We start from the raw sequence: 26,868 nt of genomic DNA, 5'->3' as shown, positions 1-26,868 counted from the left end.
TCATACGCGCATTTGCGGCCTGCTCGGACGCCGACTATTTCTGAGTGATCGGCAACAGGAAGGCGTCATGGAACTCGGGCTTTATACTTTCGCGGACGTGGATCCAAACGCGGTCGACAAGGGCGCTGAAGGGCGCCGTCGGCTTGCCAATCTGCTCGAGGAAATCGAGCTCGCGGACCAGGTCGGGCTCGACGTTTTTGGCCTCGGAGAGCATCATCGGCCCGATTATGCGGCGTCGGCGCCGGCGGTGATCCTGGCGGCAGCCGCAGCACGCACCAGCCGGATTCGCCTGAGCAGTGCCGTTACGGTTCTCAGCTCCGACGATCCGGTCCGCGTCTTCCAGCAGTTTTCGACGCTCGATCTTCTCTCCAACGGCCGCGCCGAGATCATGGCCGGGCGCGGGTCGTTCATCGAGTCCTTCCCGCTCTTCGGTCAATCGCTGGATGACTATGACCAGCTTTTCTCTGAGAAACTGGATCTGCTGATGGCAGTGCGGGAGCGCGAGAAGGTCACCTGGTCAGGCCAATTGCGTCCGCCGGTGAACGATCGCGGCGTTTATCCGCGTCCTTTGCAGAACCCCTTGCCGCTGTGGATTGCTGTTGGCGGAACACCGCAATCGGTCGCGCGCGCCGGTGCGCTCGGCTTGCCGATGGCGCTTGCAATCATCGGCGGCGAACCCCGTCGGTTCACGCCGCTGTTCGATCTCTATCGGGAGGCGGCGCGGCGCGGAGGCCGAGATCCGGCCAAGCTCAAGACGAGCATCAACGTGCACGGCTTCATCGCCGACACCACGGAAAGAGCCGCCGATCAGTTCTACGGCCCGCAGGCGGAAGTCATGAACCGCATTGGCCGCGAGCGCGGTTGGGGGCCGACGAACCGCGCACATTTCGATCAGGCGCGCAGCCCCACCGGCAACCTCTTCCTCGGCGATCCCGAGACCGTGGCGGAGAAGATCGTCGCCCACCATAAGCTCTTCCGCAACGACCGTTTCCTGCTGCAGATGGCGATCGGCGCGATGCCGCACGACCAGATCATGCGCGGTATCGAGCTCTATGGAACCAAGGTGGCGCCGCTGGTCCGGAAAGCGCTGGCGGAGGATAGCCAGGCGCAGCCCGCAAGCGCGTGAGCGCCGCTCTCGGCGCTGGAATATCGGCGGCCGACAGGCTACATGTGGGCGCGAAAGCGAGACGCCATGACTCTCAACAACGACGAAGACCTCGTACGGCTGAAGGAAATCGGCCGTATCTGCGCCAATGCGCTTCAGGCTATGGGCGAAGCCCTCGAACCCGGCATCACGACGGCGGAACTCGATCTCATCGGCCGCAAGGTGCTGGAGGAGGCGGGAGCGCGCTCGGCGCCGGAGCTTTGCTATAAGTTTCCTGGTGCGACCTGCATCAGCGTCAACGAGGAAATCGCTCACGGCATTCCCGGCGATCGAGTGATCCGCGGCGGCGATCTCGTCAATATCGATGTTTCGGCCGAGAAGGACGGCATCTTCGCCGATACCGGCGCGTCGTTTCCGGTGCCGCCGGTCACCGCCGTGATCGACCGGCTCTGCCGGGACGGCAAGCGTGCGATGTGGGTCGGGCTGAAGCAGGTGCGGCCGGACCAGTCATTGGCGGCGATCGGCAATGCGATCGGCGAATTCGCGCGCAAGAACCGCTATTCGCTGGTCACCAACCTTGCGAGCCATGGCATCGGCCGGTCGCTGCACGAGGAGCCCGGCGAAATCGCTACCTGGCCCGATCCTTCCGAGCGGCGGCGGATGGCCGAGGGCATGGTTTTCACCGTCGAACCGTTTCTGTCGATGGGCGCCCACTGGGCAGAGGGCGGAGACGACGACTGGACGCTCTATAGCGAACCGCGCGCACCGACCGTGCAATATGAACATACGGTCGTGGTGACCCGCGGCGGGCCGCTTGTGGTGACGCTGCCGGGCTAACGGGTGGCCGGCGGGAGTTTACGCCCTGCGCCGCGTCGGGATGAAGCGTTCGATTCCGTCGATGGAACGTTCAATTATAATGATTTGTCGCGTTCTTATTGCGATGCAATAAGAGAAGCATGAGCAATCTCAAGAGACGGCAGGATCGCGGCGGGTCCCGGCAATCCAGAACTGATGGTGCGGCCGATCTTTCCATGACAGGGCAAGGCGAAGGCGTAAAATCGCCACCCGTTTCCGCTCATTCCGCCTCCCACGGCGAACTTGCGGCAACGGCGGTTGCCGGTGCGATCGCTATGGCAGTCGCGATGGGCTTCGGGCGTTTCTCCTATACGCCGATCCTGCCGGCGATGATGGCGGACGCCGGGCTTTCGCCGGCGGATGCGGGCCTGATCGCCTCGGCGAATTTCGTCGGCTATCTCGCGGGCGCTGTGCTCGCAGCCTACGGCTGGGCGCACGGCCACGAACGGCGGATCGGCCTTGCGGCGCTCGCGGCAACGACGCTGTTGCTCGCAGCCATGGGGCTGACCTCGTCCGTTCTCGCCTACTGCATCATCCGCTTCCTCGCGGGCCTTGCGAGCGCCTTCGCCATGATCTTCGTGTCGGGCATCGTGCTGGGGCAGGGGCTGCTTGCCAAATCGGAACATGTGCCGTCGGTGCATTTCGGCGGCGTCGGCTTCGGGATTGCACTTTCGTCAATCTGTGTCTGGGCGTCGCCGCTGACGGGCGTCGCCGGCTTTTCCGCCTCTGAGGCCGACTGGTTTACCGGCGCGCTTGTCGCGCTTGCCGGCACTGTTCTTGTGGCCGCGCTGCTGCCGGGCAGCCACCACGCCGCCAATGGAGGGCAGCGGGAGGCGCCGCTCACCTGGACGCGGCCGCTCGCGGTCATGACGCTCACCTATGGCTTTTTCGGCTTCGGCTATGTGATTACCGCCACATTCCTCGTCGCCATGGCGCGTGGGGCAAGCGGCGGCCACGGCGGCATCGAATTTCTCGCTTGGCTGCTGACAGGCATCACCGCCGCCCTGGCGGTGCATCTCTGGCGCTTCGTGGTGCCGCGCTTCGGTCTGGCAGGCGTCTATGCCATCGGGCTCCTTGTCGAGGCCGCCGGTCTGGTGCTGACGGTCTCGCTTCCCCTGCCTTTCGCGCCGCTCGCTGGCGGTCTGATGCTGGGCGCGACCTTCATGATGATCACGGCTTACGGCCTGCAGATCGGCCGCCAACTTGCGCCCGAAAGCCCCCGCCGGGCCCTTGCCTTCATGACCGCCGCCTTCGGCATCGGCCAGATCATCGGGCCGCTGGTCGCCGGTTGGCTTGCCGAGCGGACCGGAAGCTTTGCATTGCCGACGTTGGTGGCCGCCGTCGTTCTGCTTTGCTGCGGCGTCGTCATGGTGCTGGAACTGCGCGACATTGGGGCTGCGCTCCGCCGGTGACGCGTTCCTGCATGGCATTAACGGCTGTGGTGGAGGCGTGCCGGCACTCGCGCAGCTTGATGAAATAACTGTAACATCCGCATTACGTAATTGTTGCGTACGGGGATTTGCCCTAGTTTCGGCGCATCAGGAGGCAAGTTATTGACCTCCAAGAAAATGAGAGTGCCGTCCCTTGTTCCAGTCGTTCTATCCCAAACCAAAGCAGTTCTTTATCTCCGTCGTTCTCTGGTCTTTGATCGCCATTGCCTTCTGGTATGCCTGGGGTGAAAGATTGGGCGCGGTCGTCGGCCTGCCACCCGCGCCGCCTGATGCGCCGCCGATCGTCGGCATCTCGGCCTTCTGGTCGCCGGCCTTCGTGTGGTTCTACATTTACTTTGGGCTGGTTGTTGGGATATTCACGGCTTTTTGGTATGTCTATTCCCCGCATCGCTGGCAAAGCTGGTCCATATTGGGGTCGTCTCTCGTCCTGTTCGTCACCTATTTCCAGGTCCAGGTGAGTGTGGCGATCAACAACTGGTACGGCCCCTTCTGGGATCTTGTTCAGGCTGCCGTTTCGAAGGCAGCAGTGGTGACGGCCGAGGAATTTTATGGGCAGATCGGTACGTTTTTAGCGATTGCCATGGTGGCCGTTGCGGTCGCGGTGATGACGCGCTTCTTCGTCAGCCACTACATCTTCCGTTGGCGCACCGCGATGAATGAATATTACATGGCGAACTGGGATAAACTGCGCCACGTGGAGGGTGCATCGCAGCGCGTCCAAGAAGATACGATGCGCTTCTCGACAACTGTCGAAGGCCTCGGCGTCAGCCTGATCGATAGCGTCATGACTTTGATCGCCTTCACGCCTGTGCTCATTCGACTGTCAGCCAATGTCACCGAACTCCCGATTGTCGGAATCATTCCGTATCCGTTGGTGACGGCGGCCGTGTTGTGGTCACTCTTTGGGACTGTCTTTCTGGCGGTGGTCGGAATCAAGCTCCCGGGGCTGGAGTTCCGCAACCAGCGCGTGGAAGCGGCCTACCGCAAGGAACTGGTTTATGGCGAAGATCACGCCGATCGCGCGCAGCCGCCGACTGTCGCGGAGCTTTACAACAATGTGCGCCGAAACTATTTCCGGCTCTATTTCCACTATCTGTATTTCAATGTCGCACGTATCTTCTACCTGCAGATCAACAATATCTTTTCGCTGTTGATCCTGGCGCCGTCGATCATTGCCGGCAAGATTTCGCTCGGGGCATTAAACCAGATTTCCGGTGCCTTCAGCCAGGTTACCTCGTCCTTCCAGTATCTGGTGAATTCCTGGCCGACGATCGTCGAGCTGATGTCGATCTACAAGCGCCTGCGTGCCTTCGAGTCGATACTCGAGGAAGAGCCGCTGCCGGAGATCGACCAGCAGTTCATTGAAGTGGGCGGCAAGGAAGAACTCGCGCTTTAATCGGCGGCAATCAGAAGGCGGAGCGATCCGCCTTCTTTCTTGCGTCCTCGATCAGCGGCAAAGCTTCCGCATAGCTGACGCAGGCGACATCCGGCTTGCCGCAGGTCTCCGTCAGAAAGCGATCGAGCGCCCGCCAATAGGCGCCGCCGTTCATCTCGACGAAATGAAAGCCGAGCTGAAGCGGGATGCGCTCGCCCTGATATTCCTTGCGGAAGGCTTCGCGGTATGCGGCAAGCGTGCGTTCCTCGAAGCGGGTGCTGCCCCTTTTGTTTTCGACGCCCATCGAGTGGCGGACGAAGAGATTGTAGTCCATGCCGATCACCGGCCGGCGCGAGGGGCCTTCGGGAATGAGCGGCAGGCCGAAGCGCGGCAGCCCTTCCTTCGCCGAAGGCCAGCCGGGTCCCTTGGTGACAAGGCTGGCGTCATAGGTGAAATCGACTGCCTTGAGTGCGGGCAGCAAGCCGTCGCTCAGAGACAGGTAAGGGGCGCGGAAACCCTTGATGCCGGTCCGGGCGAAATCCGCCCAGCCCTCAGGTTCGGCCGCCGGCTTGTCCGCCTTCTTCCACACGTTGAGGAGTGCGGTGCGGAAGGCCGCAAATTCGCTTTGCCAATCGGCCTTGCTCCACCCCTTGCCGTCGAAATGGCCGCAGGCATGGCTGCCGATGTCGTGTCCTTCGAGATGCGCCCGCCAGATATGGCCGGCGCGAAACGCAATCTCCTCACGGCTTTGCGCGAACCCGACATTCGAGCGGCCTGCCTTCTGGCCCGGCGCCTTGTAGATCTGCTTCCCGTCAGCCTTGGTCATCAGGAAGGTGCAGGAGAGAAAATAGGTGAAGTGCGCGCCGGTGCGCTTTGCCATGGCGAGGCTCTTTTCCCACAGCGCGTTGTCGTGCGCGCCGTCAAAGGAGACGATGACAAGCTGCTTGTCGTTTTGGGTTGCCGGCGGTGCGGCATGCGCGAGAGCGGGAAAAAGACAGAATGAGAGCGCGAAAATTTTTTGGAGCATTCGGAGGCTTCTTGGGAGGCTTCTGGGGAGAATCGGCAACTGCGACGATTTGCTTGCGCCGTCCCTTCTTCAACAATGCGGCAATCCTTTGATCTGACTGGAAATTCACGGTTGATAACGTTATGCGATGGTAAACGAAGGAATAAAAAGGGATGCGGAAACCTATTGAAGCGGACTTTCCGCTCGCATCCCGCTCTAATTTCTGGAATCGATCGCGTTCACGATTTTGGGTTGAACCCGAAGTCGTCGTGATCCAGCGGAGTGAGACATGGCGCTTCTGGTTTTGGGTATCGTGATCTTTCTGGGCATCCACCTTGTTCGCAGTTTCGCGCCGGGCGTTCGCGCGGCGGTGATCAAGCGAGGCGGCACCGGAACCTGGCACGCCATTCACGGCATAGCGGCAATCGTCGGCCTCGCGCTGATCGCGATCGGCTTCGATCAGGCGCGGTCCACGACCGGCGTGCTCTATACGCCGCCGGTGTTACTGGCGCATATTGCCGTGGCGCTGATGCTAATCGCCTCCATCTGTTTTGTGGCAGCCTTCCTGCCGGCCGGCAGGATACGGGTGGCGACCAAGCATCCGGCGATCCTGGCGATCAAGATCTGGGCGCTCGCCCATCTGCTTGCGAATGGCGAGACGTCCTCCGTCCTGCTATTCGGCGCCTTCCTCGCATGGGGCGTCATCCTCCGCATTTCGATGAAAAAGCGTTGGCGCGCCGGCGAAATCACCTATCCGGCCTTTGTTTCCTATAACTATGATGTGGCGGCAGTGCTGATCGGCGCGGCGCTCTATGGGGTGATCGTCTGGAGGCTGCACGAGCTGGTGATCGGCGTCGCCCCGATCGTTCTCGCGTAAATAGCGCTTTCCCCCTTACAAGCGGCGCAAAATCGGGTAGAAGGCGCAAAATTCCTAGAGCGGGATAAGGAAACGCTTCCGCGGTTTTCCGCCCGTATCTCGCTCTAGATTAAATCCAGCATAAGGCCGGGAAGCCGGGACGGGACATGGCGAACCAAGACGACAGCTTTATCCGCGAGGTGAATGAAGAACTCCGCTCGGATCAGATGCGAGCTATCTGGATGCGGTTCGGCGGCCTTATCGTCGCGCTGGCAGCACTGATCGTTCTCGGTACCGTCGGCAAGGTCGGTTACGATTATTGGCAGGAATCCTCCTCTTCGCAGTCGGGTGATGCCTTCCTCGCGGCGCTTGATCTCGCAAAGGGAAACAAGTCGGACGAGGCTCTTGCGGCGCTGACGAAGCTGGAGCAGGAAGGCTACGGCTCCTATCCGGTCCTCGCACGTTTGCGTGCGGCGACCTTGCAGGCGCAGAAGGGTGAAACCGACGCGGCGATCGCGGCATTTTCCGAGGTCGGCAAGGACAGCCGCATACCAGTTGCCCTTCGCGATGTGGCGCGGCTGCGGGCGGCCTATCTGCTTGTCGATGCCGGGAGCTATGAGCAGGTCTCCTCGGAGGTCGAGCAACTGGCCGTGCCGCAGAACCCGATGCGTCATTCCGCGCGCGAGGCGCTCGGCCTTGCGGCGTACAAGGCGGGCGATTACACCAAGGCGAAGAGCTGGTTCCAGCAGATCGCCGAAGACCGCGAGAGCCCGCGCGGCGTCATGAACCGCGCGCAGATGCTGCTTGACGTGATCGCCGCGAGCGGCAAAGCCTAGATCACGATGATTTTGGGTTTAATCAGCCCAATTATGAACGGGATCGATGCTAACGAGTTAGAGCTGGATGCGGACGGAGAACCGCTTCACGCTTTTTCTTGCGCCGCTACTTGCATGATCCTTAAATCGGAACCGGTCTAAGGGATAAAACATGCAGCAAAACAAAGCGCTACAGCGACTTTTGTGCGTCTGAAAGACGCCGGCACTGTAGAGGCAGAAACGGATTTCGAGATGAGCTTTACCGTCGCCATCGTGGGGCGCCCCAATGTCGGCAAGTCCACCTTGTTCAACCGCTTGGTTGGCAAGAAGCTGGCGCTTGTCGACGACACGCCGGGCGTCACCCGCGACCGGCGTCCGGGCGACGCCAAGCTCGTCGACCTCAAGTTTCGCATCATCGACACCGCCGGTCTCGAACAGTCGGCGCCCGATAGTTTGCAGGGGCGGATGTGGGCGCAGACCGAAGCGGCGATCGACGAAGCCGATCTTTCGCTCTTCGTGATCGATGCCAAGGCCGGCTTGACGCCGGCCGATGAGACGCTCGCGGAAATGCTGCGCCGCCGTGGCAAACCGGTCATCGTCGTTGCCAACAAAGCCGAGGCGCGCGGCTCCGATAGCGGCTTTTACGACGCTTTCACGCTTGGTCTCGGCGAACCGTGTCCGATCTCGGCCGAACATGGCCAGGGTATGCTCGACCTGCGCGACGCGATCGTCGCCGCGCTCGGCGAGGAAAGAGCATTTCCGCCTAGGGACGACGTCGCCGAGACCGATGTCGATATCCGTCCGACCGGTGACGAGGACGACGAATCCGAGCCCGTCTATGACGAGACCAAACCGCTGCGGGTTGCGATCGTCGGACGGCCAAACTCCGGCAAGTCGACCCTCATCAACCGCTTTCTCGGCGAAGACCGGCTTCTAACCGGACCGGAGGCGGGCATCACCCGCGATTCCATCTCGGTCGAGTGGCAGTGGCGTGGCCGAACGATCAAGATGTTCGACACGGCGGGCATGCGCCGCAAGGCCAAGGTTCAGGAGAAGCTCGAAAAACTTTCGGTCGCCGATGCGCTGAGAGCCATCCGCTTCGCCGAAACCGTCGTTATCGTCTTCGATGCCACGATTCCTTTCGAGAAGCAGGACCTGCAGATCGTCGATCTGGTGCTGCGCGAAGGCCGCGCCGCCGTGCTCGCCTTCAACAAGTGGGATCTTGTCGAGGATTGGCAGACGGTGCTCGCTGACCTCCGCGAAAAGACAGAACGCCTTTTGCCGCAGGCCCGGGGCATCCGTGCCGTCCCGATTTCAGGCCATACGGGCTACGGCCTCGACCGCTTGATGCAGGCGATCATCGAGACGGACAAGGTCTGGAACCGCCGCATTTCGACGGCTCGCCTCAACCGCTGGCTGGAAGCGCAGCAAGTGCAGCATCCGCCGCCGGCAGTCTCCGGCCGCCGCCTAAAGCTCAAATACATGACCCAGGTGAAGGCGCGCCCGCCGGGGTTCATGATTTCCTGCACGCGTCCCGAGGCGTTGCCGGAGTCCTACACCCGATACCTGATCAACGGCCTGCGCAACGATTTCGACCTGCCCGGCGTGCCGATCCGCATCCATTTCCGCGCGTCGGAAAATCCCTACGAATCCAAGGCGCGCAAGAGGCGCTGATATCCTGCTCCGGGCGATTGCTGAGTAAATTCGCTCTAGATCACGATGATTTTAGGTCGGATCGACCTAAAATCATGAACGTGATCGATTCTGATAAGTTAGCGCAGGATGCGGGCGGAAAACCGCGCACACTTTTCCTCATCGAGCGCCAGTGCCGAGACGATCGGCCGCCGGTTGAATTCTAGTCAGAATCACCGTGGTCCAAGCGGGTGTGTTTTGGGGGCGAGCGGAGAAAGCGCGCAACCTGCCGGCCACCTTCTACCCGCAAGCGGGCGGACACTGCACGTCGGCCTTAAAGGATGTGGTCTGGCACCAGCTTGTCGCGCCGGATCAATGCGCCGTGATGGCCGATCACGGCCGCGGCCACACGCACAGCAAAGGCCGCTGCCTCGGCCGGACTGTCGCCTGCCGCAAGGCGGGCAAGAAACGCTCCGTTGAAGCTGTCGCCGGCGCTGGTGGTGTCGACGACCGCCGCCGCCACGGCGGGAACATGGACGCGTTCTTCGCCGGTAAAGTGAAGCGTGACGCCCCGGGCGCCGTCCTTGACTGCAACGTCTTCGACACCGAGTGCCCGATAGCGGTCGATCGTTGCTTCGACCGACTCGTCGCCAAAATGCGCTGCCTCGTCGTCGAAGCTCGGCATGACCAGGTTGGCCGCCCGCGCGCCCGCCTCCAGGGTCGCGCGCATCCGGGCCGGCTCGCCCCAAAGTCGCGGGCGAATGTTCGGATCGAAGACGACCCGCTTGCCGCTCGCTCTTGCCCGCCGCAGTTCCGTGAGCAGCGTCTCGACGGTGTTAGCCGCGAGAATCGCGAGTGTGATTCCGGAAAAGAAGACGACGTCGGACGCTTCGATCGCCGCCCGCAGCCGCTCGGGATCCTCCGCGAGCAGCTTCGCGGCCGAGGCCGAGCGCCAATAGGAGAAGCTGCGTTCGCCTTCCTTCAGATGGATCATGTAGAGGCCCGGCATCAAGCCCTCGATCCTGCGGATGTGGCCCGTTCCAATGCCGGTATTTTCGATAAACGCCAGCATCTCGCTCGATACGATATCGGTGCCGACGGCGGTGAAATAATCAACACTCCAATCGGTCGGCAAGAAGAGGCGAGCGTAATAGGCGGTGTTGAAAGTATCGCCCGCATAGCCCTTGCGCAGCATGTCTCCTTCCGCCTGCATCAGTTCGACCATGCACTCACCGATCGACAGCATGCTGCCAGCCATTCGCTTCTCCTCTCCGAATTGCCCTTCCCAGAATGCGTTAGCGATCTGTTGGCCCCGCAGCAAGCGAATGTTGCGGGGCTGAGTTTACTCGGCGATTTCCCGAAGATACATCTGCTACGGAACGGCCGAAACGACGAGGACTTGCGGGATGGAGACTGTATCGAGATCGGGTGAAGACTGGTGGCGCGGCGCGGTGATCTACCAGGTCTATCCGCGGTCCTTCCAGGATACCGACGGCGATGGTATCGGCGATCTTCGCGGTGTGACCCGGCGGCTGCCGCACATTGCTTCGCTCGGCGTCGATGCCGTCTGGCTGTCTCCGTTCTTCAGGTCTCCGCAGGCGGACATGGGATACGATGTCTCCGACTATTGCGACGTCGATCCGATGTTCGGCACGCTCGCTGATTTCGACGCGATGCTGGAGGAGGCACATCGGCTGGGCCTGAAAGTCGTCATCGATCAGGTGATCTCACATACATCGGACCGGCATCCCTGGTTCATCGAGAGCCGCTCGAACAGAACCAATCGGAAGGCCGACTGGTATGTTTGGGCTGATCCGAAGCCGGATGGCACGGCGCCGAACAACTGGCTGTCAGTCTTTGGGGGCCCTGCCTGGGAATGGGACGGCGTGCGCAAGCAATACTACTTGCACAATTTCCTGAGCTCGCAGCCCGATCTCAACTTCCATAATCCGGAGGTGCAGGAGGCGGTGCTGTCGACCGTCCGGTTCTGGCTCGATCGCGGCGTCGATGGTTTCCGGCTCGACACCGTGAACTTCTACTTCCACGACCTGCATTTGCGGGATAACCCGCCGCTTGTTCCCGATCCGGATGCGACGACCAGAGATTCGCCGGACGTCAATCCTTACGGGATGCAGGATCATCTCCACGATAAGAGCCAGCCGGAGAACATCGGCTTCCTCCGCCGGGTGAGGGCGCTGCTCGATGAGTATGACGGCCGCGCCACCGTTGGCGAGGTCGGCGACGGGGCGCGCTCCTTGCGGATCGTTGCCGACTATACCAGCGGCGGTGACAAGCTGCACATGTGCTATACCTTCGACCTTCTCGGGCCGGAATTCACCGCACGCCATATCCGCCGCTGCGTCGAGCGTTTCCAGTCGGCCGTCGTCGACGGATGGGTCTGCTGGGCGTTCTCCAACCATGATGTCATGCGTCACGTGAGCCGCTTCGCGCAGCACGAGGTGGAGGAGGAGAAGGTGGCGAAGCTTGCCATTTCCCTGCTTGCAGTCCTGCGCGGTTCAATCTGCCTTTACCAAGGCGAGGAGCTGGGCTTGCCGGAAGCTGAGCTGGCCTTCGACGAGCTGCGCGATCCCTACGGCATCCGTTTCTGGCCCGCATTCAAGGGCCGCGACGGCTGCCGGACGCCGATGGTCTGGGAAAGGGATCTGGTGAATGCGGGGTTTTCCACCAGCATTCCCTGGCTGCCGGTGCGCGAAGCGCAGCGGCTATTGGCGGTCGACGCGCAAACGGGCATTGCCGGCTCCGTGCTTGAGCATTATCGCCAGACGCTGGAGTTCCGCAGAGCCCATCAATCGCTTATCGATGGGGATATGACGTTCATCGGTTCAAACCAGGATGTCCTCACCTTCATAAGGGAGGGGAACGGCGAGCGGCTGCTCTTCGTCTTCAATCTGACGCGGGAACCGCAGACAGTCCAGCTTGCGATCGACACCGCCGTTGCCGAAGTCCAGCCGATGCCCGGCTTTGCACCGGCCTTCGCCGACAACGCAATAGCGCTCGCCGGCCTGGACGTTTTCTGCGGAAGGCTGCGATGAGCGGGGGAGCGGCGCGGGCCCCAAACGCGATGTGACGCTGGCGATATCGCGGCCGCCAAGCGGGGCAGCGCCTTTGCATCACGTCAAGCCGCCACCTGATCGAGCATGCTTTGGCAGCCTGTGGACGGATCCTCGGGTCAGGGCCGAGGATGACGGTGGGGACGGTGCTGGGCGCCTTTGTCTAAGCTTGAGCAATCATGCGGAGAGAAGGGAATACCGAAGCGCGAGCGTATTCCTCATCCCTCCATCGCTCAGCCGATCAGCGTGAACCTGTCCACGTCGACGAGGCCGCGGTCCGAGATCTTCAAGTGCGGGATCACCGGCAGCGGCAGGAAGGCCAGCTGCAGGAAAGGCTCTTCCAGGGTGGCGCCGAGCGCGAAGGCGGCTTGGCGCAAATGGTGCAGTATGTCGCTCACGCGCTCATAGGGTTCCAGACTCATCAGGCCGGCAATGGGGAGAGCAATCTCGCCTGTCACCCGGCCGCCATCCACGACGACGAAGCCGCCTTTGATCTCGCCAAGCCTATTGGCGGCGAGCGCCATGTCGTCCTCGTTGACGCCCACGACGCAGATATTATGGCTGTCATGCCCGACGGTGGAGGCGATTGCGCCCCTCTTCAGGCCGAAGCCTTGGACGAAGCCGTTGGCATGATTTCCGTTGATGCCGTGGCGCTCGATGACGGCGACCTTAATGATGTCGCGGTCGAGATCGACGCCGGTCTGGTTACCCTCGGCCGGCAGGTGATAGCGACGATGTTCGGTGATGATCTTCCCGGGCAGCACGCCGATCACCGAGGTGTCGCCCTCGGCATGGGGAATGCCGAAGTCCGCGGCCTTGATCTCACCCGCCTTGACACTGTCGAGCCCAACGGCCTCCACCGGCTTGCGCCCGGCGAAGAGCGCATCCGTCACCCGCCGCCCGGCCGAAAAGACGATTTGCGCCTTGCAGTTTTTCAGGCTGTCAACGACGACGAGATCGGCGCGCCAGCCGGGCGCGACCAGGCCGCGGTCCTTAAGGCCGAAGGCGCGCGCGGCCGAAATCGAGGCGGCACGGTAGATGGCGAGAGGTTCGACGCCGGCGGCGATCGCCGTTCGGATCATGTGATCGAGATGTCCCTGTTCGGCAATGTCGAGAGGGTTTCGGTCATCCGTGCAGAGCGCCAGATAGGGAGACAGCCGCTCGGTGATGATTGGCATCAGGGCATGCAGGTCCTTGGAGACGGAGCCTTCGCGCACGAGGATGTGCATGCCTTTGCGGATCTTTTCGAGCGCTTCATCGGCACTGGTGCACTCGTGTTCCGTGCGAATGCCTGCCGAGAGATAGCCGTTGAGTTCCTTCCCCCGAAGCAGCGGCGCATGGCCGTCGATATGACCGCCCTGGAAGGCATCGAGTTTTGCTAGGCAGACCGGATCCTTATGCACGACGCCGGGGAAATTCATGAATTCCGCAAGCCCGATCACTTTCGGATGGTTGCGGAAGGGTACGAGCCGCTCGATCGGCAGGTCGGCGCCGGCCGTTTCGAGGTGCGTCGCCGGCACGCAGGACGAAAGCTGGACGCGGATGTCCATAATCGTTTCCATCGCCGAATCGAGGAAGAACTGGATGCCTTCGGTGCCGAGCACGTTGGCGATCTCGTGCGGATCGCAGATCACCGTGGTGATGCCGAGTGGGAGAACGCAACGGTCGAATTCATGCGGCGTGACGAGCGAGGATTCGATGTGCAGATGGGTGTCGATAAAGCCGGGAACGACGATGCGGCCGGTAATGTCGATTTCCTCGCGTCCCTGATAATCGCCGCAGGTGCCGACGATCCGGTCACCGCAGATCGCAATATCGGACGCGACGAGCTCTCCCGTGACGAGATCGAAGAACCGCCCTCCCTTGAGCACGATGTCTGCCGGCTTGCGGCCAACGCCCTGATCGATAAAACGTTCCAGCGCCTCGGACATGCGTGCACTCCGCCTTTTCATTTTGATTCACAACAGTAACCCTCTGCCCGCGTGCGGGGAATGGGTCCTACAGCGCCGTGCGCTTTTCAGACGCACAAGGACGCTGTAGCACTTTGAATCGCTGCATGGTTTCATCCTTGAATCGGTTCCGACTTCACGAAACATGCAGTAGGTCGCGAGAACGAGCCTCAGATGTTGTTGTTCAGCACGTCGCGCAGCTTGTCGAACAGTTCGTCGATCTGTCCTTTTTCGATGATCAGCGGCGGCGACAGCGCAATGATATCGCCGGTCGTGCGGATCAGCAGACCCTTTTCATAGGCTTTGAGGAAGGCGGAGAAGGCGCGTTTCGTCGGTTCGCCGGCAATCGGCTCGAGCTCGATCGCGCCGATCAGTCCGATGTTGCGGATGTCGATGACATGCGGGCAATCCTTCAGCGAATGCAGAGCTTCCTCCCAGTAGGGGGCAAGCTCGGCCGCCCGCGTCAGCAAACCTTCTTCCTTGTATGTGTCGAGGGTGCCGAGCGCCGCTGCCGATGCGATCGGGTTGCCGGAATAGGTGTAGCCGTGGAAGAACTCGATCAGATGTTCCGGACCGGTCATGAAGGCATCGTGAATCTCCGACGTCACGAACACTGCGCCCATCGGGATCACGCCATTGGTGAGACCCTTGGCGGTGGTGATGATATCGGGCTTCACGTCGAAATATTGCGCGGCAAAGGGTGTGCCGAGACGACCGAAGCCGGTGATGACTTCGTCGAAGATCAGCAGGATCCCGTGCTTCGTGCAGATTTCGCGCAGCTTCTGGAGATAGCCCTTCGGCGGGATCAGGACACCGGTGGAACCGGCGACCGGCTCGACGATGACGGCGGCAATGGTGGACGCGTCGTGAAGCGTGACGATGCGCTCCAGCTCGCTGGCGAGGTCGGCGCCATGCTCCGGTTCGCCATGGGTGAACGCGTTCTTGCCGGGCAGGTGCGTGTGCGGCAGATGATCGACGCCGGTCAGAAGCGTGCCGAACATCTTGCGGTTGGAGACGATGCCGCCGACGGAGATGCCGCCGAAGTTGACGCCATGGTAGCCGCGTTCGCGACCGATCAGCCGGAAGCGCGAGCCGTTGCCCTTGGCGCGGTGATAGGCGAGCGCCACCTTCAAAGCGGTATCGACCGACTCGGAGCCCGAGTTGGTATAGAGAACATGGTTCAAGCCTTCGGGTGCGATATCCACGAGCCGGTTGGCCAGCTCGAAGGCCTTCGGATGGCCGAGCTGGAATGCCGGCGCATAGTCTAGCTCGCCCGCCTGTTCGCGGATCGCTTCGGTAATTTTGGGCCGACAATGACCGGCATTGACGCACCAGAGCCCGGCAGTTCCGTCAAGCACCGTCCGCCCGTCATGGGTCGTGTAATACATGTCCTTGGCGCCGACGAAGAGGCGCGGTTCTTTCTTGAATTGCCGGTTGGCCGTGAACGGCATCCAGAAGGCACGCAGATCGTTCGGCGTTGTGTTAAGGCGGTTCGACATGTCTGTTCTCCTCGGCGACTGCTGGCGGGTTGACTGCTGGCCAAGCCGGATTCTTTACCCGTTGGTCAAACTATCAGCGCGCCCATGAGCGTCAAGCCCACGGATCCGGCGCCTTGCGCCGGAAGCTTTTTTGAGAACAGCACTCGGCGTCGTCGCTCGTGCCGCTGAAAAAACATAAGCCCCGCACGATTGCTCGTCGGGGCTTTAGGGGCTTGTCCAGCTCGGCGGACGTATTGGGAGACTACGCCGATTTGCGGACGAGGGGCTTTTCTTCCACGGCCTTGGTGTCTTCGCCGTAGATTTCAGCGAGCGCGCCCAAAATCCTCATGACTGCGTTAGAAGAACTCGAATAATAGATCGTCTGTGCGTCACGACGGGTGCTAACCAGATTCTGGGCACGCAGTTTCGAAAGGTGCTGGGAAAGAGCCGACTGGCTGAGGCCGACCTTGTTGGCCAATGCGCCGACCGCCATTTCCTCCTTGATCAGAGAATCGAGGATGAGCAGGCGTTTTGGATTGGCCATGGCCGAGAGGAAACCGGCTGCTATCTCGGCTTCCTCGTGTTTTTCAGTCGAAAGAGGCTGCATTGCGTGCTCCATGCGAAAATTACATCACACGTAGTTATGTTTGACGAAGCACGATAATTAGCCGTGATGCATAAAAGGGCAACCACCCACTGCAAGAAATGGGGGTAGCTAAGTGGCGATTAACGGTAAAGTTTTTTCAGAAGCGGCCGCAATTCGGCTGTATCCCGGATGGGCGCATCGAATTCGAGCCGTTTCAGCCGCTCGCCATCGGAAAGATCGAGACCTGCCGCGTCGATTCCGACGACCTTCCAATCGCCATCCGATGCACGGCAGTGGACTGTCGCGTAGTGCTTCACCGCGTCGGCGTGATCGATGTTCATGTGCTCGATCGCGCTGCTTTCCATCTCGGCGAGCGCGGTCACGGCGGGCGAGCTTATGATCAGGTCCTCCGCCGTCAGTGCATAGGCGCGCCCGAAGCCGCCGTTGAGGCTTGCGCGCAGCGGATTGAGGCGGAAGAAGCCGAAATCCGGGAAGTCGACGTAAAGCTTGGACCTGGGATGGCGGCGAAGGAATCGCTCGCGAATGCGGGCATGGGCCGCGGATTCGCGCGAAACCTCTTCGGCGTCGCATTGGACGGTCAGGCGGGGGTGGGCGAGAGGGTCGCCCTTGCCCGGGTCGCCGGTCAGGAGAGACGCGCGCCGATCGGCAAGCAGCGCCTTGGTGTGAGTCGACAGTTGAGAGACAAGGATGACCGGTGCGCCATCGACATCGATGCCGGTCAGCACGCGGCTGACGAAAGGGAATCCGCCGCTTTCGGGCTCGATCGCCGCAAGCGCGCCGCTTCGTGCCGAACGAAGCAAGACACGGGCGAGTTTGCGGGCCTCGTCATCAGTTTCGCGCAGTACGCTGGGTTTGTCGCTCATGATTCGCTTCCTTCTGCCAACGACCGCTTCCCCGATAATAAAAAACCCGGAGCGGCCGCTCCGGGTTTTATTGGCCCCTTGGCGGATCGCGTCAACTTTTGTTGCGATGACGCGTGAGCCCTTCGACAATGTTTTGCGCGTCGATCGTGCCGACGACCGAGCCGTTGTCGACCACACCGATGCTGCCCGGCTGGCGGGACATGGCATCGAGAATGTCGACAAGCGGCGTCGTCGGCTTGGCAGTTGCCGTCACGCCGGCGATCGTCGCTGCGCGTTCGACGCCGGTGTGCATGACGTCTTTCGCCATCAGCATGGTGATCGGGTTCATATGCTGGACGAAATCGGCAACGTACTGGTTTGCCGGGTTCTTCACGATCTCCTGAGGTGTGCCGCACTGGATGATCCGTCCGCCTTCCATGATGGCGATGCGATTGCCGATGCGGAAAGCCTCGTCGAGATCGTGGCTGACGAAGATGATCGTCTTCTTCAGCCGCCGCTGGAATTCGAGCAATTCGTCCTGCAACCGCGTGCGGATCAATGGATCGAGCGCCGAAAACGGCTCGTCCATCAGGAGGATCGGGGCGCCGGTGGCGAAGGCTCGGGCGAGGCCGACGCGCTGTTGCATGCCGCCCGAAAGCTCGTTCACCTTGCGGTCGGCCCATTTCGTCAGGTTGACGAGCTCAAGCTGTTCGCCGACGCGTTTCTTTCGTTCCGCATCGGGAACGCCGGCCAGTTCGAGACCGAAGCCGACATTGTCGGCGACGGTCCGCCAAGGCAGCAGCGCGAATTGCTGAAACACCATGGAAACCGTATGCATGCGGAAGTCGCGAAGCGACTTGGCGTTGCAACGGTACGGGTTCAACGAGCCGTTCGTGGTCTTGATCTCAACCTCGCCGCGCACGACCGGCGCAAGTCCGTTGACGGCGCGCAGCAGCGTTGACTTGCCGGAGCCGGAGAGGCCCATCAGGACGAGGATTTCGCCTTCATTGATCGTCAGCGAAGCGCCGGCGACACCGAGTACGAGACCTGTGGCGGCACCGATCTCATCGCGGGTTTTCCCCCGATCGACCATCTGCAGGGCCGTCTGAGGGTTCTTGCCGAAGATGATGTCGACGTTCTTGAAAACAACCGTGTCGGTCATGCACCATCTCCTTCATCGGACGAGCGGAACAGGCGGTCGAGGACGATGGCAAGGATGACGATACAGAGGCCGGACTCGAAGCCCTTGGCCACGTTGACTGAGTTCAACGCCCTGAGGACGGGAACGCCGAGGCCGTTGGCGCCGACGAGCGCGGCAATGACCACCATCGACAGGGACAGCATGATGGTCTGGGTAAGGCCGGCCATGATCTGCGGGGTCGCAAACGGCAGTTCCACTTTCCGCAACACCTGCCAAGGGGTGGCGCCGAAGGACTCGGCCGCTTCGACCAGCGAGGGTGGCGTGGAGATGATGCCGAGGCGGGTCAAGCGGATCGGTGCGGGAATGGCGAAGATCACCGTGGCGATCAGGCCCGGAACCATGCCGAGGCCGAAGAGGATCAGCGCCGGAATGAGATAAACGAAAGTCGGAATCGTCTGCATTAGGTCGAGGATCGGGCGCATGATGGCATAGATCCAGGCGCGTCGCGCTGCGGCGATGCCGAGCGGAACGCCAACGGCCATGCTCACAAAGCTAGCCGCAAGGACCAGCGCCAACGTCTCCGTCGTTTCCTTCCAGTAGCCCTGGTTGACGATCAGCAGCAGACCGAGACCGGTGAAGAGCGTGATGCCGACCGACCGGCGGAACCACCAGGCAAGTGCGGTCACGGCGGCGATGACGATGAGCGGGTGAGGCGTCTGGAGCACAAAGAGCAGCACGGAGATGATTGCCGACAGCAAATTTGCGAGCTGATCGAAGAACAGTTCGAAATTCGTTGTCAGCCAATCCACGAACGCCTTGGCCCAGCCCCCGATGGGAATGCGGTTTTCAGTCAGAAATTCCACGAAGGTGAATCCGTCTTGTCAGGTCAAAAACAGGATCGCGCGAAGCGGTGAAAAAAGGCGGGGTGTTCCCCGCCTTACGATCAAAGACCAAGCGCGGTCTTGACGGCTGCCAGTCCATCGCCGCCATCCTTAGTGGTGACGCCGGCGAGCCAGGGCTCGAGCGCGGCCGGATTGGCCTTCAGCCAAGTCGCGGCGGCCTTCTCCGGCTCTTCGCCGTCGTTCAGGATCTTGCCCATGATCTCGTTCTCCATCTGCAGGGAGAATTTTAGATTCTTGAGCAGGGCGCCGACGTTGGGGCATTCGCTGGTGTAGCCGGCACGCACGTTCGTGTGCACGGTTGCGCCGCCGAAATTCGGTCCGAAGATATCGTCGCCACCGGAAAGATAGGTGAGCTTGAAGTTGGCGTTCATCGGATGAGGTTCCCAGCCGAGGAAGACGATCGGCTCACCATCCTTCTCCGCCCGGGCGACCTGCGCCAGCATGCCCTGCTCGGAGGATTCCACCACCTCGAAATCCTTGAGGCCGAATGTGTCCTTCTCGACCATGTCGATGATCAGGCGATTGCCGTCGTTGCCGGGCTCGATCCCATAGATCTTGCCGTCAAGCTCGTCCTTGTGAGCGGCGATATCTTTGAAATCCTTGATGCCGAGCTCGGCGCCCTTGGCGTTGGTCGCGAGCGTGTACTTCGCGCCTTCGAGGTTCTCGCGCACGGTTTCGACCGACTTGTCTTCACGATAGGGCGCGATGTCGGCCTCCATCGTCGGCATCCAGTTACCGAGGAAAACGTCGATATCTTTGTTTTTCAATGACGTATAAGTCACCGGGACCGATAGCACCTTCACGTCCGTCTCGTAGCCGAGCCCTTTCAGGATTGTGGTTGCGGTAGCCGTGGTTGCGGTAATGTCGGTCCAGCCCACGTCGGAGAAGCGGACGGTGCCACAGCTTTCCGGTTCGGCAGCGACAGCGGTTCCGGCAGTCAGGGCTGCCATGCAAACGGCACCTGCCATCATGAATTTGAGAGAGAGCATCCTTATCATCGTTGTCGTTCCCCTGCCTATGTTATTATTTTAGCCAAACACCAATGGCGCTTGAGTTCAAGCGCTTTAGTGCCGACGGAAGTGTATTGCCTCAGTACATTAACGGGGTGCACAATGCGACGCCCCATGTCGCAATGCCCACGAAATGGCGCTTCTGCGGTCCCCCATGCCCGTGGCTCATGTGCAAAGGCGGCTGTCTAGCCGGCGTCGCGCGAAAAGCTGTGGGTGGTGCGGCCATGCTCTGGTCATCGGGCGCAAGCCCCGTCATTACCCCGGGGACACGACGTCCGGAGACGGGGAACATGGCCAAACTCTACTTCAGCTATGCGACGATGAATGCGGGCAAGAGCACGCTGCTCCTGCAGGCCGCCTACAACTACCAGGAGCGCGGCTTGCGCGTCGTGATGCTGATCGCCGCTTTCGACGATCGCGCCGGTACCGGCCGGATCGCCTCGCGCATTGGGCTCGAATCGGAGGCGATCCCGTTTAACCGCGAAGACGATCTTTACGCTCTTATCCACCGCCTGAACGGTGACGGCTCCGGCGAGATCGCCTGCGTCTTCGTGGACGAGGCGCAATTCCTGGCGGAGGGCCAGGTCTGGCAGCTTGCGCGTGTCGCCGATCGTCTCGGCATACCCGTGATGGCTTATGGCCTCAGGACGGATTTTCAGGGCAAGCTCTTTCCCGGCTCCATGGCTCTGCTTGCGATTGCCGACGAATTGCGCGAAGTCAGAACGATCTGCCATTGCGGTCGCAAGGCGACGATGGTGGTGCGCCTCGACGGAGCCGGCAAGATCGTGCGCGAGGGCGCGCAGGTGGATGTCGGCGGCAACGAGAAATATGTTTCCTATTGCCGCCGCCATTGGGAAGACCGAATGCGCGAAGGCTAAGGGCCGAGCCTTTGCGAAACGGCAATGAAGATGAGGCTGCCCGCAAAGGGTTCGATTCATGCGAAGAAACCGGTCGATCTCGCCGATGTGATTGCCTATCTCAGGGATCTTCGAATGGTCCAATAGCCGGCGCCTCATCACTCGTTGGCAGCAGAACGCCCTGCGCGAAAAAGCATGGGCGCGACACTTGTCCTGACCGGCTAAACGTCCTTTATATAACTGCAATCGAGGGCTGAATAATTCGGCGCGCCGAGAGATCGGCCTATGTGGATCGAGGGGAGAACGAAATGGCGACTCTTCAGAACTTTGACGCCGAGATCGAGAAGACGAAGAGTGTTGTCGAGCAGATGCGCAGCAAGCTCGAACAATCCGGTGTGGTCCTCGAACAGTTCGCCAAGGCGGACACGAAGCTCGGCGACGTCGATTTCGACATTGAGAACGCCCGCATTCAGGACGTGATCAAGCAGCAGAAGGTGATGGAGGCCAACATCGCCGATCTGATCATCGGACTGGAAGACGCGACCAACGTCTTCGGTGCCGAATTCGAGAGCATGAAGAGCTATACGGGCTACGAGAAGCTCATCGGCATCTTCTCCAAGCAGAAGATGCAACGCATGCGCACCGACCGCGTGCGCAACATGTCGCTTGCCGGAAATCTTCAGGAGCTTCTCTCCAAGTCCGATATGATTGTCGGCATCCTCAAGGAGCAAAGGGCGATCCTCGATCAGCGCTACAAGACTTCCGAGCAGAGCCTCATCCAGGTGATCGAACGCCGCAAGGGCACAATGGCTGCACTTGAAGAGACGCAGAAGCGTATCGAGGAACTGAACCCGCTGCTGCTCGACATCGAGAACAGGATCGCGGCATCGACCGACCAGAAGACCCGCACCGAACTTGAAGGTGAGCGCTCGCAACTCGCGACCGAGTACAACGAGAAGCAGGCAAAGGAGCAGGAGCTTCTTGCCGAGAGCCAGACGCTGGAACGCTATACTGCGATGTTCCAGACCTTCGTCGATTCGCTCAATAACCAGATCGCTGCGCAGAACACGCTGATCAATAAACTGACGATCGATACCGAACAGCGCATCGTGCTCTACAAAGCACTGGAGGATTCGCTGAAGACGGCGGCGCAGCAGGATGTCGCCCATAAGATCAACACGCTCGGCAGCCAGGTCGACACGGCCGCCGAAGAGACCATGGCCGGGATCGGCGCGGCCGCACAGCGCCATATCGGCGACCTGCTCGAAATGCATGAGAAGAACATGCTGGCGACGCAGGAGATTCAGCGGCGCAAGAAACTGGCCGACGACGCCTTCGCCCGTCGCTTCCAGGCGGTGATGGACAAGCATAATGCCGCAAACTACGTGAAGCAGTGATCGGCAAGGCGGCAATGACCAGATCTTCGAGCGCCTTTCGGCACCTGCCGGAGGGATTTGCATGAACACCGCCGTCTCCGTTGCCGTAAGGCAATATTTCACCTCCATCCGCGCCGCCTTGGCTGGGCTCGAGCTCTTTCTCGGCGACCGCAATTCGCCGCTTTATCGGAACACGGTCGTAGGCGAGGTTATCGTTCCCTATCTCGCGCGGCTGAAAGCCTCGATCGCCTGCTGGGAAAACCGCATCGGGTTCGTCGAGCACTTCCGGATCTCGCGCGCCGAAAGCGGATTTCCGGTCTTCCAGAACGTGCTGGAGCTCGAAAACGACCGCCAAAGTGCGGAGAAGCGTCTGGCGAGCATTCCCGCCGCCGATGCGCTGCGGGAGGAGATGGCCGACTTCATCTTGCGGCAGAAGGCCTTTCCGGAGGCGCTGCAGGCCCGCATGGCGGAGAGGCTTTATCTCGAGCAGATCGGCAAGGGCGATATCTTCTCGCCTTTCATCCTGCCGGAGACGATCCGAGTTGCGGTCAATCCGAAGACGATGCGGCCTTACTACGTCGTCTCCTGGGGTGCCTTCGATGGAACCCAGACGCTCCCGATGGTCTACATGGCAACGATCGAGGATTCCTCCGAAAAGATCGTCGAAATGCTGGTTACCGCCGACGGCAAGCTCAATCCGGACGTCGAGATCCCGCTGCCGGTCGGCGGACTTCTCAATCCCGAGCTCGCAAGTCGCTTCGACGATTTCGCCTCGAAAAACTGCGCCTATTCGCTGACGCCGGTAACCATTGCCACCAATCTGGACAAGGATTTTCCGGAACTGCACCCGAAACAGCTGCGGCGCATCGTGCTCGGGCCTTTCTATTCGGCAGGGATCACCGAGAACAATGCGCGGATCAACGACATCCTCTCGAAGGTACGCAAGACGGAGAATGCCTGGCTCTTGACCTGGACGGTGCAGGAGGTCTTTTCCAAGGCTGAACGCCCGGCAAGCCGCGGCTTCTGGTCCTCGACGCCGGCGCAGGAGGAATTCCACATCGATACCGATAATCTCGAGGCCGCGCGCATGGGCGTAAGCGCCTATGAGAAACACGCACTGGTACCGCACGACGCTTACCAGGCGCTCTATGCGGCCGGGGAGGCGGCCCAGGTTTTCGGCGACTACAAAGTGCATGTCATTTCCGGCAACCAGGTGGTGAGCGAGGTTTAGCCATGACTTTGAACGCAGGCCTCACGACGTTGCACGACGAGGATATCGCCAAGCATCAGGCGACCGCGCAGAGCCTGGTTAGCAAGCTGGTCATCCTGGAACGGGACGACACTTCAGCAGGGACACCGCTTGCCGGCACCGGCCGCCGTTTTGTCTCCACCGTCTCGACCGGCGGCCAGCGTCGCACCCGCGAGATCGAGCTTGCGCGCACCATCCAGTCCGTGCGCGGCGCCGATCCGCTGCTCTCACCAGCGCAACACGCCGTGCTCTACCGCACCCGCCGCGGCATTCAGGTGGCGCTGGCCGTCTCGGATGTCTTCGCGCGGCAGACGAACCTCGAACAGCTGCAGGCGCGCAATTCGACCTCACCGCTTGCCGGCGAGGAGGCGGGCCAGTTCAAGGCGCTGCTTTCGGCTTTGGCCTACGTCGCCGCCTTCACGCTTGCCGCCTATCTCGGCGCGACGCTGCAGGGAGAGGGCGAGCCGGTGGACGACGCGGTGGAGCCGGATTTCCTCTTCGATACGCCGCAGGACGCGCTGAAGAGCTTGGTCGCGGCACTCGATCGCAGCATAGCCGGTGCGCCGGACGACCGTGCCTTGACCGCGCGTGCACGGGCCTTCTCCCGCGTCGCGATAGAAGGACTGATCGCCCGCAAGGCGCGCTTCACCGGATTGCAGAACTTCGAGACCGTCCACATACGGCTCGATCAGGACGATTTCACGTTGAACGGCTTCGATGTCGCGCCTGGACAGAAGCGCAAGCCGCTCACGATGACCTTCAAGAAACCCGAGGAAATCATCGGCAATCACATCGCCAAATATCAGGCGCTGAAGCTTTCCAAGATGCTGATGGCCTATGATTTCGACCGGCAGATGAATCCCTTTGTCGAGCTGGGAGGTTTTCTCTTCACGTTTATCGGCGACGGCATGCCGGGCACCGGCAAGACGATCCTGATCCAGATGCTCGCCGGCCTGCTCCACGAGTATTGCGGCGTCGCCGGCTATGCTTTCCACTACGAGAACTTCGGCGTGGACCAGATTTCCTCCTACCAGGGCAAGTCCGGCCAGAACTGCAAGGAGTTCGTCAATAACGTGATGAACCCTCGGGCGATCGGCTTCGGCACGATCGACGATGTTGATCAGGTGGCGGCGAAACGATCGGATGATCGCGCCTCGGCCGGTCAGCATGAGGTGACGGCGGTCCTGATGGAGAGTTTCGGCGGCGCCTCGACGGTGGTGCGCGGCAACTGCACCTTCGGCATGTTCTCGAACTATCCGGAGAATGTCGACGATGCGCTGCGCCAGCGCGCCGGCGCCCGGTGGCTGGTCGACGGGCCGCAGACCGAAGGCGACTATATCGATATCTTCGCGTTGCTTGTCGGCAAGAACCACGAGATCCCGCTGGGCCAGCACGACCTCTATGCCGGCCAGGAGATCAAGCGTGCCGTTTCGCAATCCTATGCAACGCACGCCCGGCCGCAGGAAGACGGTCTCATAGCCGTCTGGGAGCGTTACGTGAAGGAAAAGGGCAAGATCGCGACGCTCGCTGACGTCGGCGCCTACCTGCACATGATCAAGCAGGCGGAACCGCGCTTCACCGGCCGGGCGATCCGGAACATTACCGATGCGATCAAGATGCGGGCGATGGATGTCGAACTGCCGGACGACTGGTTCAGGGATGCCGGCTCCTTTATGCACAAGTCCTACGACGAGAAGAGTGCCATGATCGCGGACCTGCGCGGGCCGATCACGATCGAGATGGTGCTGCAGGAAATCAACCGCTATGCCGACAGCGAGTTCCGCTACACCGACAAGTCCGACGACGCGGCCGTCGCCGAGGTCATCCGCCGCGAACGCCAACGCGAAAGGGCAATCCGCGAGATCGAAACGATGAAGCGGGAGGGAAGGTGGCAGAGTTGACGGCCGTCCTGCAGCGATTTGCCCGTGACTCTGACCCTGTCCCCGCAGGCGGGGAGAGGGGACGTGATCTCCGCCTCCACACCCCGCGGAGCGTTCACTTATGAAGCGCCTCCTCGAAGCCGAACTGATCTATGGCCGGCTGCTCGACATTTCGGAGCCGCACCTCATTGCGCGCTACAACAAGGCGCTCGAGGGTTTCGGTTTGAAGCCGACGGCGCTCGAGCGGTTCAGCATCGACATGACCGGCTTCTCGCCCGAGATCGCCGGTGAACTTGGCGACCGGGACTACCTCGACCCGAACCGGGTCAACCGGCGCTTCATCATCCTGACGCCCGCGCAGGTGGAGCTACCGGTCGTTCATACGAGCTTTTCCAACACCGCGGCGCTGATGCATGAGTTCTTCAATGCCAACAGCCGCGCGATCAACGCGATCACGATCAAGGACGCCCTCTATGGCGAGATCGAGGACTCGGTTTCGGTCGTCGAAGATATAGACGATCTCCTGTCGATCAACGAAGTCCGCTTTCGGGTGCTTTCCGCCGAAGACATGCTCGGCAAGGCGACCGAACTTCGCGAGCTTGTCGACCGGCTGAAAAAGGTGCCGAACGCCTGGTCCGACGATGCGATGCTGAATCGGATGGTGGAACTCGCGAAGACAACCGGCGACATCCGGCAGAATGCGCTGGTGCCCGATCAGCTCGTCTTCCGCCACCAGGCGTTCTGGGCCAATCACTTCGGCGGCGTCTACGTCTTCCTGGATCAGAAGACGACGACGGTGATCTGCGATCCTTCGGTCCCCGGATTCCGGCGGTCGCGGCCGTGGCAGGTGAGCTATATCGCCGTCACCGATCATGCACGCATCTACGATTTCCTGGCGGCGACAAACCGGCTGCAACTGCCGCAGGCGTCGTGGGTGCAGGACTCCGGTCTTTTCCAGCATCGGGCAGACATGATCATTCGGGGGCTGATCAACGAGGCCGATCCGACCACCGAACTGATCAACGCCGATCGGATCTGGCTGCAGACGTGGATTCATCGCAACGCGGCGCTGGTCGCGCGCGACGGCACCTATCCCTTCCTTCAGGAAATGTCGCGAATGATCGCGGCGACCGGCACGATCAAGATGCAGGAGATAGCGCCGGAAAATCGTTTCCTGCTGGTCAGGGCCGGACCCGCTCATCCGGATCAATGGCTGGTCAATCGTTTGATCTCGCAACTCGTCCCGCGTGACTTCGTCTCGCGCTTCGTGTTCGACAAAGAGGGCTTTTATGACGCCTACGAACGCTACAGCGAAAAGTTCCGGGAATATGTTGTTGCGACGCTCACCGGCACATATCTCAAAGACAAGGCCGCCTTCCGCCACAAGCTCTACGGCCTCAAAGAGGAATAA

Annotated in this window: 22 protein-coding genes; 13 read left to right on the top strand and 9 right to left on the bottom strand. The window is 61.1% G+C overall.

The features are described 5' to 3' along the window. Positions 1-67: 67 nt before the first annotated feature. The 4 genes from PYH37_RS24470 to sbmA all read left to right on the top strand — a co-directional run bounded on the left by PYH37_RS24470 (position 68) and on the right by sbmA (position 4,807). The gene (locus tag PYH37_RS24470) at positions 68-1,126 is read left to right on the top strand and encodes an LLM class flavin-dependent oxidoreductase (protein ID WP_280734049.1); all 1,059 of its coding nucleotides are present in this window, start codon (positions 68-70) and stop codon (positions 1,124-1,126) included. A gap of 66 nt (positions 1,127-1,192) precedes the next feature. Further along, positions 1,193-1,942, top strand: a complete 750-nt coding sequence (gene map / locus PYH37_RS24465; RefSeq protein ID WP_280734048.1) for a type I methionyl aminopeptidase — start codon at positions 1,193-1,195, stop codon at positions 1,940-1,942. A 194-nt stretch (positions 1,943-2,136) separates the two neighbouring features. Then, positions 2,137-3,372, top strand: a complete 1,236-nt coding sequence (locus PYH37_RS24460) for an MFS transporter (protein ID WP_425336168.1) — start codon at positions 2,137-2,139, stop codon at positions 3,370-3,372. A 172-nt stretch (positions 3,373-3,544) separates the two neighbouring features. Continuing rightward, complete coding sequence (sbmA, locus tag PYH37_RS24455) at positions 3,545-4,807, top strand: peptide antibiotic transporter SbmA (protein WP_280734046.1); 1,263 nt, start codon at positions 3,545-3,547, stop codon at positions 4,805-4,807. A gap of 10 nt (positions 4,808-4,817) precedes the next feature. On the opposite strand, the gene PYH37_RS24450 is transcribed toward sbmA, so the two are convergent. Further along, positions 4,818-5,813 carry a polysaccharide deacetylase family protein gene (locus PYH37_RS24450; RefSeq protein ID WP_280734045.1) on the bottom strand — a complete coding sequence of 332 codons (996 nt, stop codon included), beginning with the start codon at positions 5,811-5,813 and terminating at the stop codon, positions 4,818-4,820. A 268-nt stretch (positions 5,814-6,081) separates the two neighbouring features. Between PYH37_RS24450 and PYH37_RS24445 the strand changes: the two genes are divergently transcribed. The 3 genes from PYH37_RS24445 (at position 6,082) to der (ending at position 9,137) form a co-directional block, all read left to right on the top strand. Then, entirely contained in the window at positions 6,082-6,669 is a 588-nt protein-coding gene (locus tag PYH37_RS24445; protein ID WP_280734044.1) for an NnrU family protein, read from the top strand. Positions 6,670-6,815: 146 nt separating this feature from the next. Continuing rightward, positions 6,816-7,484, top strand: a complete 669-nt coding sequence (locus tag PYH37_RS24440; RefSeq protein WP_280734043.1) for a tetratricopeptide repeat protein — start codon at positions 6,816-6,818, stop codon at positions 7,482-7,484. Positions 7,485-7,715: 231 nt separating this feature from the next. After that, positions 7,716-9,137: a ribosome biogenesis GTPase Der gene (gene der / locus PYH37_RS24435; protein ID WP_280734042.1), complete on the top strand. Its 1,422-nt coding sequence runs from the start codon at positions 7,716-7,718 to the stop codon at positions 9,135-9,137. A 292-nt stretch (positions 9,138-9,429) separates the two neighbouring features. On the opposite strand, the gene PYH37_RS24430 is transcribed toward der, so the two are convergent. Beyond that, complete coding sequence (locus PYH37_RS24430) at positions 9,430-10,353, bottom strand: sugar kinase (protein ID WP_280734041.1); 924 nt, start codon at positions 10,351-10,353, stop codon at positions 9,430-9,432. A gap of 148 nt (positions 10,354-10,501) precedes the next feature. On the opposite strand from PYH37_RS24430, the gene bglA reads away from it, so the two are divergent. Beyond that, a complete protein-coding gene (gene bglA / locus PYH37_RS24425; protein WP_280734039.1) occupies positions 10,502-12,148 on the top strand; it encodes a beta-galactosidase BglA in 1,647 nt (548 codons plus the stop codon). 251 nt (positions 12,149-12,399) lie between these two features. On the opposite strand, the gene ade is transcribed toward bglA, so the two are convergent. The 7 genes from ade to PYH37_RS24390 all read right to left on the bottom strand — a co-directional run bounded on the left by ade (position 12,400) and on the right by PYH37_RS24390 (position 20,083). Beyond that, positions 12,400-14,097, bottom strand: a complete 1,698-nt coding sequence (gene ade, locus PYH37_RS24420; RefSeq protein WP_280734038.1) for an adenine deaminase — start codon at positions 14,095-14,097, stop codon at positions 12,400-12,402. 188 nt (positions 14,098-14,285) lie between these two features. Then, positions 14,286-15,614, bottom strand: coding sequence for an omega-aminotransferase AptA (gene aptA, locus PYH37_RS24415; RefSeq protein ID WP_280734037.1), 1,329 nt, complete (start codon positions 15,612-15,614; stop codon positions 14,286-14,288). A 241-nt stretch (positions 15,615-15,855) separates the two neighbouring features. Continuing rightward, on the bottom strand, positions 15,856-16,200 hold the full coding sequence (locus tag PYH37_RS24410) for an ArsR/SmtB family transcription factor (protein ID WP_280734036.1): 345 nt from the start codon (positions 16,198-16,200) through the stop codon (positions 15,856-15,858). A 119-nt stretch (positions 16,201-16,319) separates the two neighbouring features. Then, on the bottom strand, positions 16,320-17,063 hold the full coding sequence (locus PYH37_RS24405; protein ID WP_280734035.1) for a HugZ family pyridoxamine 5'-phosphate oxidase: 744 nt from the start codon (positions 17,061-17,063) through the stop codon (positions 16,320-16,322). Between the two features lie 91 nt (positions 17,064-17,154). Beyond that, positions 17,155-18,204 carry a choline ABC transporter ATP-binding protein gene (choV, locus tag PYH37_RS24400; RefSeq protein WP_280734034.1) on the bottom strand — a complete coding sequence of 350 codons (1,050 nt, stop codon included), beginning with the start codon at positions 18,202-18,204 and terminating at the stop codon, positions 17,155-17,157. Beyond that, positions 18,201-19,046: a choline ABC transporter permease subunit gene (choW, locus tag PYH37_RS24395; protein ID WP_280734033.1), complete on the bottom strand. Its 846-nt coding sequence runs from the start codon at positions 19,044-19,046 to the stop codon at positions 18,201-18,203. The genes choV and choW overlap by 4 nt, the downstream gene beginning before the upstream one ends. An 80-nt stretch (positions 19,047-19,126) precedes the next feature. Further along, positions 19,127-20,083, bottom strand: a complete 957-nt coding sequence (locus PYH37_RS24390) for a choline ABC transporter substrate-binding protein (protein ID WP_280734032.1) — start codon at positions 20,081-20,083, stop codon at positions 19,127-19,129. A 302-nt stretch (positions 20,084-20,385) separates the two neighbouring features. Between PYH37_RS24390 and PYH37_RS24385 the strand changes: the two genes are divergently transcribed. The 5 genes from PYH37_RS24385 (at position 20,386) to PYH37_RS24365 (ending at position 26,868) form a co-directional block, all read left to right on the top strand. Then, on the top strand, positions 20,386-20,973 hold the full coding sequence (locus PYH37_RS24385; protein ID WP_280734031.1) for a thymidine kinase: 588 nt from the start codon (positions 20,386-20,388) through the stop codon (positions 20,971-20,973). Positions 20,974-21,260: 287 nt separating this feature from the next. Then, positions 21,261-22,349, top strand: coding sequence for a coiled-coil domain-containing protein (locus tag PYH37_RS24380; protein WP_280734030.1), 1,089 nt, complete (start codon positions 21,261-21,263; stop codon positions 22,347-22,349). A 61-nt stretch (positions 22,350-22,410) separates the two neighbouring features. After that, positions 22,411-23,559, top strand: coding sequence for a hypothetical protein (locus tag PYH37_RS24375; RefSeq protein ID WP_280734029.1), 1,149 nt, complete (start codon positions 22,411-22,413; stop codon positions 23,557-23,559). A 2-nt stretch (positions 23,560-23,561) separates the two neighbouring features. After that, a complete protein-coding gene (locus tag PYH37_RS24370) occupies positions 23,562-25,478 on the top strand; it encodes an AAA family ATPase (protein WP_280734028.1) in 1,917 nt (638 codons plus the stop codon). Positions 25,479-25,578: 100 nt separating this feature from the next. Then, positions 25,579-26,868, top strand: a complete 1,290-nt coding sequence (locus tag PYH37_RS24365) for a DUF6638 family protein (protein WP_280734027.1) — start codon at positions 25,579-25,581, stop codon at positions 26,866-26,868.

Origin of the sequence: Sinorhizobium numidicum (assembly GCF_029892045.1) — a bacterium.
Lineage (GTDB): Bacteria > Pseudomonadota > Alphaproteobacteria > Rhizobiales > Rhizobiaceae > Sinorhizobium > Sinorhizobium numidicum.
This window is presented reverse-complemented; position numbering and strand designations above follow the sequence as displayed.